This window comes from Pseudomonas frigoris, assembly GCF_047758635.1.
Classification (GTDB): Bacteria; Pseudomonadota; Gammaproteobacteria; order Pseudomonadales; family Pseudomonadaceae; genus Aquipseudomonas; species Aquipseudomonas frigoris.
Genome location: NZ_CP180479.1, coordinates 3,916,872 through 3,932,246 on the forward strand (window position 1 = coordinate 3,916,872; position 15,375 = coordinate 3,932,246).

General features: G+C 56.3%; 10 protein-coding genes and 3 pseudogenes. 4 read left to right on the forward strand and 9 right to left on the reverse strand.

Going from position 1 to position 15,375, the window contains the following annotated elements:
• Positions 1 to 640: 640 nt before the first annotated feature.
• Together ACMXYH_RS17950 and ACMXYH_RS17955 are read left to right on the forward strand one after the other, a co-directional pair.
• Positions 641 to 1,102, forward strand: a complete 462-nt coding sequence (locus ACMXYH_RS17950) for a PRC-barrel domain-containing protein (RefSeq protein ID WP_415764357.1) — start codon at positions 641 to 643, stop codon at positions 1,100 to 1,102.
• A gap of 230 nt (positions 1,103 to 1,332) precedes the next feature.
• A pseudogene (locus ACMXYH_RS17955) lies at positions 1,333 to 2,417 on the forward strand (citrate:proton symporter); the annotation flags it as partial.
• Here the strand turns inward: ACMXYH_RS17955 and ACMXYH_RS17960 are convergent.
• The 6 genes and pseudogenes from ACMXYH_RS17960 to ACMXYH_RS17985 form a co-directional block, all read right to left on the reverse strand.
• A complete protein-coding gene (locus ACMXYH_RS17960; protein ID WP_415764358.1) occupies positions 2,354 to 2,500 on the reverse strand; it encodes a transposase in 147 nt (48 codons plus the stop codon). The pseudogene ACMXYH_RS17955 and the gene ACMXYH_RS17960 sit on opposite strands and share 64 nt — an antisense overlap.
• A 340-nt stretch (positions 2,501 to 2,840) precedes the next feature.
• The gene (locus ACMXYH_RS17965) at positions 2,841 to 3,788 is read right to left on the reverse strand and encodes a diguanylate cyclase (protein WP_129443736.1); all 948 of its coding nucleotides are present in this window, start codon (positions 3,786 to 3,788) and stop codon (positions 2,841 to 2,843) included.
• Entirely contained in the window at positions 3,788 to 8,338 is a 4,551-nt protein-coding gene (locus ACMXYH_RS17970) for a PAS domain-containing hybrid sensor histidine kinase/response regulator (protein WP_415767721.1), read from the reverse strand. The genes ACMXYH_RS17965 and ACMXYH_RS17970 overlap by 1 nt, the downstream gene beginning before the upstream one ends.
• 267 nt (positions 8,339 to 8,605) lie before the next feature.
• The gene (locus ACMXYH_RS17975) at positions 8,606 to 9,730 is read right to left on the reverse strand and encodes an HDOD domain-containing protein (protein WP_134418498.1); all 1,125 of its coding nucleotides are present in this window, start codon (positions 9,728 to 9,730) and stop codon (positions 8,606 to 8,608) included.
• Positions 9,721 to 9,855: a hypothetical protein gene (locus tag ACMXYH_RS17980; RefSeq protein WP_415764359.1), complete on the reverse strand. Its 135-nt coding sequence runs from the start codon at positions 9,853 to 9,855 to the stop codon at positions 9,721 to 9,723. Before ACMXYH_RS17980 ends, ACMXYH_RS17975 begins: the two co-directional genes overlap by 10 nt.
• A gap of 317 nt (positions 9,856 to 10,172) precedes the next feature.
• A pseudogene (locus ACMXYH_RS17985) lies at positions 10,173 to 10,247 on the reverse strand (VOC family protein); the annotation flags it as partial.
• 159 nt (positions 10,248 to 10,406) lie between these two features.
• Between ACMXYH_RS17985 and ACMXYH_RS17990 the strand changes: the two are divergent.
• Positions 10,407 to 10,690, forward strand: a pseudogene (locus ACMXYH_RS17990) (IS5/IS1182 family transposase); the annotation flags it as partial.
• Between the two features lie 32 nt (positions 10,691 to 10,722).
• Here the strand turns inward: ACMXYH_RS17990 and ACMXYH_RS17995 are convergent.
• Genes ACMXYH_RS17995 through ACMXYH_RS18005 form a run of 3 tightly spaced genes read right to left on the reverse strand, consistent with a single transcriptional unit; the run spans position 10,723 to position 14,326 of the window.
• Positions 10,723 to 11,643, reverse strand: coding sequence for a LysR substrate-binding domain-containing protein (locus ACMXYH_RS17995; protein ID WP_129443733.1), 921 nt, complete (start codon positions 11,641 to 11,643; stop codon positions 10,723 to 10,725).
• Between the two features lie 5 nt (positions 11,644 to 11,648).
• Positions 11,649 to 13,862: a xanthine dehydrogenase family protein molybdopterin-binding subunit gene (locus tag ACMXYH_RS18000; protein WP_129443732.1), complete on the reverse strand. Its 2,214-nt coding sequence runs from the start codon at positions 13,860 to 13,862 to the stop codon at positions 11,649 to 11,651.
• A complete protein-coding gene (locus ACMXYH_RS18005; protein ID WP_129443731.1) occupies positions 13,862 to 14,326 on the reverse strand; it encodes a (2Fe-2S)-binding protein in 465 nt (154 codons plus the stop codon). Before ACMXYH_RS18005 ends, ACMXYH_RS18000 begins: the two co-directional genes overlap by 1 nt.
• A gap of 118 nt (positions 14,327 to 14,444) precedes the next feature.
• Between ACMXYH_RS18005 and ACMXYH_RS18010 the strand changes: the two genes are divergently transcribed.
• A complete protein-coding gene (locus ACMXYH_RS18010; RefSeq protein WP_415764360.1) occupies positions 14,445 to 15,335 on the forward strand; it encodes a LysR substrate-binding domain-containing protein in 891 nt (296 codons plus the stop codon).
• The last annotated feature ends 40 nt before the right edge of the window (positions 15,336 to 15,375 follow it).

Here is a 15,375-nt window from a genome sequence, read left to right on the forward strand (position 1 = left end):
TGCTTTGGGTTACTGCCCGTCACGACAGGCAGCAATCGGCCGATTCTGTTGAAAAAGTCGGCCATGGTTTCTACGGCAGAAAAGTACGCGTTTGAGATTGAAAATCTTTAATTTGAGCAGAGGATTCCGCGCTCAGATTTCGCGTAGCAACGCGCAAAAAAGGCGTTTTCTGCGGTCAGTATGCAGGCAGTCTGGATGGACCGACTTTTTCAACACAATCGGCCAGAAGCGGACATTCGCCTGCCGCTTTGATGTCCTGCTCCGGACTTTACTGGAGTTCCCTATATGGACTATCACTCAATTAGTTCGCTTCGCTGACCGAGCTTGGTTACAGTTGCGGGCAAAACTTAATCGTCATATTTATGAGGTTATATGCAAGCTGGAGACATAGTTGCCACAACAGGAAATCGCTTTATTCAGGTCTATACGATAAGCAATGCAGGTGAATGCCAATATATAAAACAACACAAAGCATCCTAATTAAAAGCTGATTAAATATTATTTTTATTCCCAACTTACCATTCGTCGTCACTCGAAAAAAAATTCAAACTTTTCAAAAGCGGGTGACTCTCAATAATACAGCCATAAAGGCTGCATATACATTTTCTGATTGATTGTTGATTGTTGATAGGAGATAGCAATGAACTATGAAGATCGCGATACCTATGGCATGTACAAAACCAACCTCCTACGAGATGCCGGCTCCGAGGAACAGGGGCCCGGGCCCGACCTGATGGGTGCAGACACGCTCATTGGAAATGATGTTTATAACCATAATGAAGAGGACTTGGGAGATATTAAGGAAATCATGCTGGATGTTCGCAGCGGTAGAGTGAGTTATGCCGTTCTATCCTTTGGTGGCTTTCTTGGCATGGGAGAAAAACTGTTTGCGGTACCTTGGAACGCATTGTCACTCGATACACTCAATAAGCGCTTCGTACTCAATATAGAGAAAGAGCGCTTGGAAAATGCACCAGGCTTTGACAAGGACAGTTGGCCTAATATGGCCGACAAGTCTTGGGCAACAGAAATCCATTCTTTCTATGGAACTAAACCCTTCGATTACGATACTGTCCAGAGACAAAGTATCGACAGGAGCTAACCGTCCTTATCCAAAACGAAGAGTGATGCGCGCCGAGCAAAACAACGACATGCTAAGGCTGGCGTTGGGGGTGCCAAACCCTAAAGCGCGCATTGCGGTGACAAATGGCTCTGTCGGCAGCAACAAGGGTTAGGGTGGATTCTGCTGACCGCCGCCGAATCCAAGGCTCGGTCCCAGCCAGCGCCAGTTCATAAAACGCACCACTGGCGTGCTCGCGCCTTGCACCGTAGATGTTCGATACCGGTCTGTTCGATCCGATCATTCGCAAATTCATCAAGCTGATCAACGGCGACCCGATGAAGGCCGTGGTTTTTGCCGCGCTGCTGGCAGGCCTAGTATTCCTGGATGGTGACGGTTCAATGACCTACATGATTACCGTCACCGCGATGCTGCCGCTGTTCAAGCGCCTGCGACTCGCCGTTATCACTCACCTGTGTGGTGATACTTGCGGCGAGCGTGACCAATCTGTTGCCGTGAGGCGGTCCATTGGCCCGTACCGCAGCGTCCTTGCAGGTTGATACCTCCGAGCTGTTTGTCCCGCTGATTCCGGTCATGGTGGTGGGCTTCCTGGGGGTTATGGCGCTGGCTTACTTCATCGGTATTCTTGAGCGTCAACGCTTGGGCACGCTGCGCTTATCGGTGGGCGCTGCCGCCACCGTGTTTGACGATGAGGCTGACGACGAAGGTCTGCCATCCATGTCAGATGAAAGTGCCGAACTGCGTCGTCCAAAGCTGTTCTGGTTAAACCCCTGTCTGACGGTGGGCTTGATGGCTGGTCTGGTAACAGAGGTGTTGCCACTCTCCATTTTGTTCATGGTCGCATTCTCCGATCAACTAACTGCACATGCAGGATCAACGTCGCCGAATTTCTGCCCACGCGCCGACGGCCTTGAATCAGATCGCGATCTTCCTCGCGGCCAGCATCCTGGCAGGCATCCTGTCCGGAACGGGCATGGTCAATGCGATGCCAGCAAGCTTCCTGCCAATGCTGCCAATGCTGCCAGAGACCTGGGGCCCATACATGGCTCCGATCACTGCGTTGGCGAGTATTCCGGGCACCTTCTTCATGTCCAATGACGCCTTCTACTATGATGTCCTGCCAATTCTTGCCAAAGCTGCAGCGGCCTATGGCATCTCCGCTGCAGAAATCGGACGAGCGTCATTGGTGGGCCAACCTGTCCACTCGCTCAGCCCTCTTGTGGCCTCTGCCTACTTGCTTTGTGGCCTGGCCGGCGTGGAGTTCAGCGGCCATCAGAAATACACTATGAAATGGGCGTTCGCGTTGAGCTTGAGGCTATGGCTAAGGGCAATGCTGGCAATCGAAGCGCCGGGCTGGGCACACTCTTGAATGACCTGAGCCTTGAAGGACTTGGAATAGGAGCGGCGTGTTGGCTGCATGAAATACCCGCTTAAAAGGCTAGAACTGATGCCCACTTAAATTTAAGTGCACACCATGTCTTGGCTTTGCGGGGCTTGGAAGGTGACTTGGCCGGACGGATACGCTTTACGCGAGAGTGGTGAGGTTTTGGGAAAAGCTTCCGTGAGGTAGCGCGTGCGCTTGACCAGGATTCTCAAGGTGACCTCTGCGGCACCGTCAGAGACAAGTCAGCTCAAACCTTTTTCGCGCTGTCAAGACTGGTGAAGGTTAGTCGACAGCCCCCATGTAGGCACTACCGCACCAACACTCTCAACGATCAGTACACCGAGCTGAAAATGCGCTCAGCAAAGGGAAAAATCCTTAACTGGACGACATTGCAGATGAACATACCCGGGCCCTACCAGCTTTCTTCGCTTCATAGAGTTGCTTGTCCGCAGCCTCTATCAACGTGTGGAATTCATGGTCGTCAGTGGGCGTCAATGTGGCGACGCCTAGAGAAAGAGTTACCACACGAGCTACATCAGATGCAGAATGCTCGATACCCAGCGCCCGAATATGCTCTTGCATTTTTTCTGCAAGTTGGACCGCTCCGCAAAGATCTGTATTGGGTAGGATGCAGGCAAACTCTTCGCCACCATACCGAGCGACCAGGTCGTAGGGGCGTCTAACCGTTTCAGACAATGCTTGGGCAACAGATTTCAAGCAGCCATCCCCAGCCTGGTGCCCATATTGGTCGTTGTAGCGTTTGAAAAAGTCAACATCCACCATGATGAGCGACAGCGGCTTTTGCTCTCGAAAGCACTGGCGCCAATCCGCCAATATGTCCTCATTGAATTTGCGTCGATTAGCCACTCCAGTAAGGCCATCCATTAATGCCATGGAACGCAGCAGATCGTTCTGTAGTTTCAGAGTCAGGTGTGTTCGCACACGGGCTCTGACAATGATTGGGTTGATGGGTTTGCTGATGAAGTCCACCGCGCCAAGTTCCAGACCTAGTACCTCATCCGACTCCTGCTGCTGTGCGGTAATGAAAATGATAGGGATGTCCTGGGTCGCAGGGTCAGCCTTGAGTCGACGGCATACTTCATGCCCGTCCACGCCCTCCATAACCACGTCCAACAGAATCAGATCGGGTGATTGGGTCTGGCATACCGTGATCGCCTGCTCACCGCTGGTGGCCATGAACACATCACAGTCCTCACGAAACAACTCATGGAGTACCCGGATGTTAATCGTTTGGTCGTCAACAATGAGGAGTTTTGGGCGGTTATGGGGATGTGGTAACCAGGTTTCCATCGATTGTTCCATCAGGCAGATCTCAAAAGGTCACGACCAATCGGCATCGCAGCGGAAAAGTCTAGTGACTGCACCATGACAACCAGTTCGTCGAACTGTGGGCGCAGGGATGGCGGCGTTTTTGACGCCAATGCGTCTGCCAGCTCTATGGCTTGAAGGTTACCCGCGTCCAGCAATAGCAAAATCTCTTCAAGGGATTCTCGCCATTGCGTGAGCGACATCAATTCGGAGTCAATACAGACCTTTGCGCTCGGGCTCTGACCAAAGTCGACATTCATCTGCTCAAGGCTTTGTTGCAGTAATCTGCTCAATTCGTCAAACCATGTTGCGTCAGCAATGAGGCTCGCTACAGACTCTGCATCGCCGTGTTTTAGTGTGTGCTCCAGGTCGCCGGCCAGTAGCGACACCGCCTTGGCACCCATGGTCCCGCTGCTGCCTTTAATGGAATGGAGCACGAAAGCGGCCCCCGATGCGTCTTGCCGCTGGATCTGATCGTGCAACCGGACAAGCTGTTTTTCTAGCTCCGGGCCAAAGTTACGCAGTACGTTGCGGATCAACTCGAGGTCACCGCCAAAACGATCAATGATCGATGCGCGAGACTCGATGACGCCTTCTCCTATCTTGGCTTCCCTCAAGGCTAGAGATGCCTGGCTATCCTCGCGGCCCACCTGAAACAGCAGCGTTGCGACAAGTTGTTCCAGATCTATAGGCTTGCCGACATGCTCGTTCATCCCCCCAGCAAGACAGGCCTCACGGTCGGTATTGGAGGCATTGGCGGTCATCGCCACAATCGGCAGCGCTGCAAAGCGTGGATTCGATCGAATGCGACGGGTCGCCTCCAAGCCATCAATATCCGGCATCTGAATATCCATCAACACGGCGTCGAAGGGCACCTTCTCAGCCATCACCCTGCTCACACCTTCCAGCCCACCTTCAGCCAGCATCACCTGAGCGCCTTCCCCTGTCAGTAACTCATCGGCAACCTGCCGATTAAGCATGTTGTCTTCCACCACCAATAGCCGCAGCCCAGCCAGACGCTGCGGCCTGCCAACAGTTGACTTGGACGGGAGGGGCTGCGCAAGGCCTTTGCCGTTCAGTGCTCGCTGAACAGCGTCGGCTAACTGCTTAGGCGTGACAGGCTTGGTGAGAAACCCCACGAAGGGAGCGTCTCCCATCTCGCTTGCGTCGGCCAACACTTCACGGCCGTAAGCGGTAATCATAATGATCATTGGAGGAGGTACGCCGTTGCCCTGCTGATGGATCAATTGCGCAGCGCTCAGCCCATCCATATCGGACATCCGCCAGTCCATCAGTACCACGTCGTAAGCTTCGCCTCTCGCCTGGGCGTTTTTCACCCATTCCACAGCTTGCGTGCCACCACTCACGTGGTCGGCCTGCCACCCTAATGCATGAACGGTTCGCAACAGCAATTCACCCGCCATGGCGTTGTCGTCGACGACCAGTATCCGTATGGACACATCGACTCCAGGGCTGTCAGATCTCAGCAGCGAACTGGGCGCTACATCCAGGGTGATATCGAACCAGAAGCGGCTTCCCATACCCCGCTGGCTCTCCACCTGAAGTTCACCGCCCATCAAGCTGACCAACCGCTTACAGATCACCAAGCCCAGACCGGTGCCGCCAAAGCGGCGGGTGGTTGAAGCCTCGGCCTGAGTGAATCCTTCAAAAATGCGCTGAAGTTGCTCCGGGCTGATACCGATACCGGTATCAGAAACGGCGATGCGCAAGCTCACAGAGTTTTCCGTGCGCATCAGTTGCTCGACGCTGACCACGATCTGGCCTTCCAGGGTGAACTTGAGGGCGTTACCCGCCAGGTTGATCAGCACCTGTTGCAGCCGCAGGCTATCGCCGATCAGGTCGTTGGGTAGATTGGAGTCCAAGTCGAACATGACCTCGACTTCTTTCTCACCTTGGTTGCCGGCCAGCACTACGGAGAGGTCACGCATGAGCGGTTCGAGTTCGAACGGGTGCACGTCGAGTTGCAGCTTGCCGGCCTCAATCTTGGAGTAATCAAGGATGTCATTGAGCAAGCCCAGCAGGGATTTCGCAGCAGACTGTGCTTTGGTCACATAGTCGAGTTGACGACCATTCAGGTCAGTGTTCTGCACTAACTGCAACATGCCCAGCACGGCGTTCATCGGCGTGCGTATTTCATGGCTCATGTTGGCCAAGAAGGCAGACTTGGCCGCACTCGCGGTATCGGCCTGTTCCTTGGCGTAGAGCAGGTGTGACTCCAGCTCGCGTTGGGAGGTGATGTCCCGATTGATACCCGTCACACGCAGCGCCGCACCGCTCGGACTGCGTTCGACCTGCGCACCTGCCTGTATGAAGCGGATCTGGCCGTCCGGGCGGACGACACGGAAAATGGTGTCGTACACACCACTCCCCTCGACGGCGGCACTCAGCTTTTCAGCCGCTGACACCGCATCGTCGGGGTGAACTCGCGAATACCAGTGCTGATAACTCAGTCCATTATTGCGCAACGTCAGTGGCTGACCGTAGAACTCGAACATGCGGTCATTCCACTGCAAGGCATTGTCCGCCAACGTCCAGGACCAGACGCCCAGTTCGGCTACTTCAGCAGCCATCAGCAACTGATCATGAATCGCCATCAGTTCACTACGTTGTTTCTGTGTCGTCTCCAGGCTCGCCGCCAGCTCCCTTTCCGCCGCTTTACGTTCTGTGATGTCCACCGCGATGCCCAGGTAGCCGCTCAATTTCCCGTCGCCATCACGCATGGAGGTGACCACCAGCGTGACAGGAAACCGCGAGCCGTCCTTACGTATGTAAGTCCACTCCCGGGTTTCTGCACCTTCAAGCTCAGGTTTATGGGTCAACACACGGAAACCGTCGATGGCCTGAGCGTACTCCTCGCTCAGTTCAACGCCGCGAGCAGCGACTTCCTCTGGTACATGGATCGATTCAGGTGTGTGCTGACCCAGCAACTCATCGGCGTCATAACCCAACAAATGCTCGGCACCTTTGTTGAACACACGGATAACGCCATCGAGATCCGTCGCAATGATCGAAACCTCGGTGGCCGAGCGCAGCACAGTGCCCAACAACAGATTGAGATGCCGCAACTCGGAAGTTCGTTGCGCAACCTGTTCCTCCAGGTTGGAATTGAGTTCGAGAATTCGGGCCTCTGCTGCTTTTTTCGCCGAGATATCCCTTATCGTCTTGGAGGCGCCAATGACGCGACCACCCTCGCCATAAATCGGTGAAATGCTGGCGGAGACATCGATCAGCCGGCTATCTTTGCGACGGCGTTGAGTATCAAAGCTGGCGATACGCTCCCCGGCCCTTATGCGCGCAAGGATATGATCTTCCTCAGCGACACGCTCCTCAGGAACAACCAGACTGACCAGTGTCTGGCCCACAGCCTCCTCGGCGGTATAGCCAAAAAGGTGCTCGGCCCCTTTGTTCCAGTTGGTGACGATGCCATCGAGTGTTTTTCCGATAATGCCGTCGGCCGAACTTTCGACGATGGCAGCCAGTCTTGCCTGCTCGGCGAATATCTGCCGCCGGCGTTGACGGCTGACACTCACGACACTAGCCAGCGTAGCCAGAAGTAGAGTAAGCAAACCACCCATCAACAGGACGACCTTTGGTGAAACCTGATGCAGGCGCTGGATGAACAACGGGTGCGCGCTGAGTTCAACTTGCCATCGCCTCCCGTATACCTCGCGCTCCACCTGGTGGGTCATCAGCGTTTCATGGCTAGTCGAGTCGTCCGTGCTTTCATAAAACAGCTTCTCTCGCCCTGGGACGGTGATATCCCTCAGCCGCAGATGCACCGCCTCATTTTCTATGCGCAGGCCCCTCAGTACCTGCTCTGTCCGCAACACGACATAGCTCCAGCCAAACGCTGCGGCCTCTCGCTCAACAGCGGTCGCCGGTGTCTCTGCGCCGCGAAAGATGGGCATCAACACCAGGAAAGACTGCTGCGGTTTCCCTATGTCCTGCACTAGAGTGATGGGCCCGGTAATCCGTACCCTACCGCTTTGTATCGAGGATTGGGCAGCCTCTCGCCGTGCGGTTTCCGACGCAATGTCCAAACCAATTGCAGCCTGGTTTCCCTCAGCCGGTGCGACATACTGGATAACGTAACGCTCGCCTGAATGGGGTGAGAGTTGACGAATGGAGAAATCGGCTTTGCCATCGGCCCGAGCGTATTTGAGAAACTCGCGTTCATCGCGCTCCGGTACTCGCCTGATAAAGCCCAAAGCACTTGCGCCGGGGAACTCGGCAGCGAGGTCGCGCGTTTGGTGATATTGGTCAAAAACTTCGCGGCTGATGCCATGCTCACCCGCTGTCAGCACCGCGCCACGAGCGCCACGCAATCCGTATTGGTAAAGACCGAGGCGAGTTAAAACCAACTCCGCGGCTTCCTCGGTGGCGGCGGCGATCGCTTCTTGAGCCTGCTGCTCGTTGATGCGTTCGAGGATCCAGCCACCCAGAATGCTTACCCCTAACCCCACCACCAGAGTGATGGTTACGCCCCAGCTCAATGCAAAAAACTTATGTTTTCTCACCCGCATTGTCCCATTACAGAAGACCATCAAGCCTTCAATATTAAAATTAGAACCCTGTTGAGAGCGTCTGCAACTTAGTTCGTATGCATCACATTAACCCTGAACCCCGTGGATAAAAATGTGCATATTTGAGCCAAGGGAATAGGACGGAAATATAGATAAACGTCTTGTCGCACATTCCTTTGGCCCTCGCAAATCCCTTGTATTTAATAACAAAAAATCCTCGCCCGGCTTTTCGGCGGTGAGATGTCCTGTTGGTGTCCCCGAATGCGCTCAGGCCAGGCCCGCCAATCGTTGCAGTCTTTTGAGGTCCGCTTCAGGCTCTCCATTATTCATAGCAGCCCCAAGGCGCATGACCACTTGTTCGCGGCGTATCTGCATGGGAGGCAACGCATAGATCGCACCTATCAACTCACGCAGTGCTTGAGGGAGTCCCCAGGCGGCTTTCAACTTGATGGCAAAGGGGGCGGCGAAATCACGCAGGGCATGGGTGAGCAGTTCTTCATCCACCCTATGCCCCTGGCCCTCCCACTTCTGGATTTGGTAAAGCACACAAAGCTCGCCCATCCGGTGCAGCAACGCAGCACTCTGTAGTGGCGTCGGATCCAGCTTGCATCGTCGAGCCAGGAAAACAACCTGTTCAGCCAGACCCTCGGCATCATCCAGATAAGACTGCATGCAGGTCATCAGCACCCCATTGGTTTGGGTATTGGTCTGTCGCAGGGCCTGGCTTAACGCCAGATTCACACTGGTAAGCCCGCCCAATCGTTTAATGGCATCGATCAAACTGGTGCAGGGTTGGCCCACCCCGTGATACGCCGCGCTGTTGGCTGCCGCAATCAGATGAGCGCACAGCGCCGGATCATGCTGCCAATCCTGGACCAAATCGCGAATATCCAGCTGCTCTCCCCCATATCCACGCTGGAGTTTTTCCTTCACCTGAGCGAGTAACGGCAGATCCAGCCCATGGGTGGATAATCCACTGAGATAGTCGATCAGGTTTTCATCAATAACAGCGGGCACTTGCACAGCCGTATCGGCAGGAAGGAGCGCTTTGAGGCAATCAACGACACGCGACACTTGAAACGGCTTGGTAAAAAACGCGCTGATCCCGAGAGACTTGACTGCCAAGACACTTTCTCGATCGGAACGTCCGGTGATCATAATCAGCGGTATTTTCAGATCCTGTGCACGAATCGTTTGCAACAGGCTTACACCGCTGGCATCCGGTAGATTCCAGTCGGCCATGACCATCTGGTAGGCACTCTGCTGCCAGGCATACAAGGCACTGGCAACATCGCCAAAGCAATCGACTTGTGCCAGCGGACGGATGCTCAAAACCAGCTGTTCCAGAAGGTTTGCTATCCAGGGGTCATCATCCAGAATCATCACGCGCATTCGGTCACCGCACTGGATTGATGCACCATTTCGCAAGGCTTAGCGGCCCGGGTTTGTTCGACGACGAAGTAGAGGTCGCTGGCGTCAGGAGTGCAGTTCTGAACGAGCAATCGGAATTGAGTCACGGCGATATCCATTTCAATTTTGGGTGTGAAAACGCTCAAAACCGAATCTATTCCTCACCGGCGAACTAAACAAGCAAGCAAACAGCTCGCAGGTAAATAGGCAGGCGGGGATTCATGAATGCGGCGATAGCGGAATTGCTCGAGTGGTTCCGTCCTGCTGCTCCCTGCTCCCGGCCCCTAAAATATGCTGGATTCAAATGGTATTGCCTACCGGCCCGAGCGACACTCGACCCATTTTTTTCCGAATGGTTATATTTCAACGCCCGAGGGATTGTTCTGCCCCCTACTGAGGGGGCCGTGTCGAATGGACACAAATCATCCTGCTCCAGCATCAATTGACTCCCTTGAAAGGACAGGAAAGTGAATTTGTCTTCAGGCCTTTCGTATTCAATTTGGAACCCCCGTCAGGCAGCACGACGCGCAGCACGTTTGCTTCTTTGGGGCCTTGCAGGTAGCGGAAGTACTCAATCCGGGTGAGGTGGTTGGACGTGATAATTCCTTCGTCAGGTGTGTATAAGCACCTTCGCGAACCATTGCTATGATTTCTGAGGACTTCAGCGCGTTCCGACCGCGATCAGCTCACCCAATGGCCAAGCAGGCCCGCGAGGCGATGGCGTCAGAAATGCTGTCGGTAGTGGCTGACCGCGGTTACTTCAAAAGCGGGGAAATCCTGGCTTGTCACGACGCTAATATCACCGCCTATGTGCCCAAGCCAATGACCTCAGCAGCCAAGCCGACGGGCGTTTTAACAATGATGCCTTCATCTACGACGCTTCAAAAAAATGAATACATTTGTCCGGCTGGCCAGGCATTGATTTGGCGTTTCTCCAGCGTCTTTTTGACGGCAATGTCGATATTCACAATAAATCAAATCCGCGTTATGGAATTGAGAAGGGGTTGCTGGCGTTCTTCGAGAACTCGTTCGCGCAACGTATCGAGAAACAGTTTGAGCACCGGCGAGTCATCGTCTGCGCGGTAAGTGACGTACAACGGCACTTCCGGCAACGCTGGGGTCAGGCGGCGGAACACCAGGCCGGCTGGCGCCAGCTGCTCGATGGACGCTGGCAATAACGCCACACCGAAACCGGCTTGCACGAGGCTGAGCAAGGTTTGAACCTCGATCACCTGTTGGCGGATTTGTGGGGTAAAACCGGCCTTGATGCAGCACTGATAGAGAAAATCAGCAAATCGCGACTGCTTGAGTTCCAGCGCCACAAAAGGCTCCTGTGCCAAGTCCGCCGGCGCCAGGCTTTCGCATCGAGCCAAAGGATGATCGACAGGCATGACCACGCGAATCGGCTCGTAGATCAGCAGTTCATTGCGCAACTGCGGATCGTCATAGCCGACCCGGAACACACAGGCATCGATGCGTTTCTCCTTCAACGCTATGACCTGTGCCGCCGGCGTCATTTCATGCAGCCGCCAGGACACCTGAGGATAGCGCTCGCGGAAGAGGTGTAAGGCCCGCGGCAGCACGCCAACCATCACCGAACTGATCATGCCGATTTCCAGCTCGCCCAACTGACCACGACCGGTCTGACGCGTCAGGTCCAGCGCGCGGTTCAGTTGTTCGAACACCAGCGGCGCCTGTTCCTTGAGCATCTGTCCGGCTGCCGTCAGCTCGACCCGGTGATGACTACGCTCGAACAGCGGCGTACCCAGTTCCTCTTCCAGCAGACGAATCTGCTGGCTCAGCGGCGGCTGACAGATGTGCAAGCGCGTGGCGGCCCGGCCAAAGTGCAACTCCTCGGCAAGGGCCATGAAATACCGCAGCAATCGCAAGTCCATGACGGCTATCCCAGGGTCAGTGGCGTCGAGCGCTGGCGCACACCAGTCAAGCTGAACAGCGCATTGGCGATGGCCGGGACCACCGACGGGCTGCCCAGTTCACCGACACCTCCAGGTTTGCTCGGCTCGCCGTCCAGTACCAGAATATCTATCGCCGGCATGTCCGACATCCGGGGCACCCGGTAATCATGGAAGTTACTCTGCACCACCCTGCCCTGTTTAATGTCCATGCGGTCGAACAGCGCGTGGCCGAGGCCCCACATCAAGCCGCCGTAGATCTGCTCTTCGACACCGCCCGGCGACACCGCCAGGCCGCAATCGACCACGCAGGTGAGCTTATCGACCTTGATCACACCGTCTTTTTTCGAAAGTCTGGCGACCACCGCGATGAAGCTGGTGTAACCCTGATTGGTGGCGATCCCCAAGGCTGTCCCTTCCGGCAATGGCTGGCCCCAACCGGCACGTTCGGCGGCGTTCTTCAGCACCGCGACGTGCCGGGGCCGGCCTTGCATGTTGGCCAGGCGAAAGGCCAACGAATCCTGTCCCGAGCTGTGGGCCAGTTCGTCCATGAAACTTTCCACGGCAAACACATTGGGAATGAAACTCACGGAGCGATACCAGCCGCTGGGCACGTTGCTTTCGTGCCTGACCCAGACCAGGTCCAGATTCGCAGGACGATAAGCAAAGTCCCACGCGGTGATAGCCTCGGTAGTGCTGTAGTCCATGTGGTCGGGGCGTTCGAAATAGCCCGGCTCCCACTGCTCCGGCGAGGCGGGCGACACCGCATTGAGCTGCAACGCGGTCAACCGACCCTGAGCATCCAGCGCACCTTTGACTCGATGCAGAGTCGCCGGGTGCATGAACAGCGCACGCATTTCGTCTTCACGGCTGTTCATCAACTTGACTGGCACCTTGGCCTGCTGCGCCAGGTATGCCACTTCGAACAACCAGTACTTGGCCTCCCGCGCCCCGAAGCTGCCACCGGACACCAACTCGTTGATGGTGACCTTATCCTTGGCGATCTTGCACACCGTTTGCGCAGCTTCCAGCGCCGAGGATGGCACCTGAACGCCGCCCCAGTAGGTAATGGCGTCATTCTTCACCTCGGCTGTAATGCAGATCGGCTCCAGCGGGTTCTGCACCTTGTACGGCATGCGATAGTCGGCTTCGAGCAGCTTCGCGGCTTTCGGCCATTGAGCGCTTACATCTCCCGCCGCCATGGCTGACACCCGTTGTGTGGTCTTGTCGTCAATGGCCGCCGCTTGGGCCGTCGCCAGTTTATCGCTGTCGAATCCGGCCAGGGGCGAGTCGCTCCATTGCACCTTGAGCAATTCGCGGCCCTGATGGGCGGCCCAGTAGTTGTCGGCCAGCACGGCAACCCCCTCCTGATTACCGCCCAGCACGTCAGGTCTGCCAGGAATCGCAATCACTTTCCGCACGCCCGGCACTTGCAGGGTAGCGCTGGAGTCCAACGCCAGCACTTTCGCACCAACCACTGGCGTGCGCTGAATCACCGCCACCAGCATCTCCGGCAATTCCACGTCGATGCTGTACTTGAAGCGCCCGCAGACCTTGGCCGACGCATCGCGCTTGTGCCGCAGTTTGCCGATGTACTTGAACTGCGCCGGGTCCTTCAGAGTGACCTTGGCGGGTGCCGGCAAATGCGCGGCGACACCCACCAATTCACCGTAACCAAGGCTGCGCCGACTGGCGGTATGCACCACGCGACCCTCTTTTGTGTTGCAACTGTCCGGGCTGACTTTCCACTGTTTGGCCGCCGCCGCAATCAACAGTGCGCGGGCCGTCGCGCCGGCCATCCGCAAGCGATCGTATTCCAGCGACACGCTGGTGCTGCCACCGGTGGAATAGACTTTCCAGATCGGATGAATGTAGGCCTCGAAGAACGGATTTTCCGGGGTGATCACCTGCACCGTCATCGGGTTGACATCCAGCTCCTCAGCCACACAAGCAGCCAATGCAGTCTGGGTGCCGGTGCCGGAATCGTGCTTGTGCACCACCAGTTTCACCGTGCCGTCGGGCAGCACGCGAACCCAGGCGTTAGGCTCGAATTCAGCCGCAGGTGCAGGCACTTTTGGATCCGTCGCCGCTAAGCCCGTGGGCAGATAAAACGCAATCGCCAGACCGGACGCGACGGTGGCGGCTTGCTTGAGAAAAATGCGGCGCGGCAGTTCGACCTGAGTGTCGTCGATAAAAGACATCACGCCTCCTTCGGCGCAGCAGCCGCGCGCTTGATGGCTTTGTTGATTCGCCCGTAAGTGCCGCAGCGGCACAGGTTGCCGGACATGGCGTTACGGATTGAGTCATCGGTGACCGCCGCCCCGGTGTTGAGCAGCGCGGCGGCGGACATGATCTGACCGGATTGACAGTAACCGCATTGCGGCACATCTTCGGCAACCCAGGCCAATTGCAGCGGATGCTGTTCGGTGGGTGACAAGCCTTCGATGGTGGTGATGCTGTGCCCCGCCACGGCGGCGACCGGCAGTTGACAGGAACGTACCGCGACACCGTCCAGGTGCACGGTACAGGCACCGCACAGGCCCATGCCGCAACCAAACTTGGTGCCGGTGAGTTTCAAGTGGTCTCGCAACACCCATAACAAGGGCATGGAGGGCGATGGCTCTACCAACTCGTGTCGTTCGCCGTTTACCGTGAATTCGATCATTGTCAGGCTCCAAGAGAGCGGCCCGTCTTTGTGCGGGCCTGGTGATCGGATTATTGGGAGCCTTGAGAAATCGGGCCAGCGACGATTTCTGCCATCCTGTGTAAGTAGGACTAACAGCATGTACAAGCGATACCCGTCGGTGCAGTCCATGAGTGCCTTTATCCAGGCCGCTCGCAGCGGAAGCTTTTCCAGCGCCGCGCGCAAGCTCGACCTGACCCACAGCGCGATCAGCCAGCAGATCCGCAGCCTGGAAGACTTCATCGGTCAGCCGCTGTTCGTCCGCGAAGGCGGCGGCAGCAACCTCACCGATGCCGGGCAATTGTTTGCCAGCGTGCTGTCCGATGGGTTGGCGCAGATTGATCGGGCCCTGTCCTCGGTGAAAAACCGCAGCGTCGCGCAACGGTTGACGATCGATGTGGACAGCGAGCTGGCCCAGAGCTGGCTCAATCCACGGCTACCGGAATTGCTCGATTTATTGCCAGACCATGAAGTGGTATTGCTGTCGATGCCGCGTTCGGATCGGAGTTCGTTCGAGCGGGTGGACCTGGCATTGCGCTATGGATATGGCGATTGGGAAGACTGCGAGATGTCGCAGATTTGTGGCGATAGCGTCCGGGCCGTGGCATCGCCTGCGTTGCTGGAAAGGCATGGTTTGCAGGTGCCGATTACTCCCGCGCAGGTGCTGGAATTACCTTTGTTGGGGTACACGCGCCGGTCGTGGATTCCCTGGCTGGATGCCGCGGGAATGACCCCGACAGAGCCGGGGGCGCGAGTGGTTTTTGATAATGCGGCGAACCTGATTGCTGCCGCCGAGGCTGGGGTTGGCGCGGGACTGGTGCGCGGGTTGCTGGCGGCGGATGCGTTGCGTTCGGGGCGGTTGGTGGAACTGAACGACGCGAAGATTGCGGCGCATTACAACCTCTACGCGGTGTGGCCGCCGGGACAGGCCGAGCGGGTGGCGCCGGTGGTTGAGGTGATCAAGACGCTGGCTCAGCAAACACTGATCTGACGCCTTCGCGAGCAAGCCCGCTCCCACATCTGGAATGCGT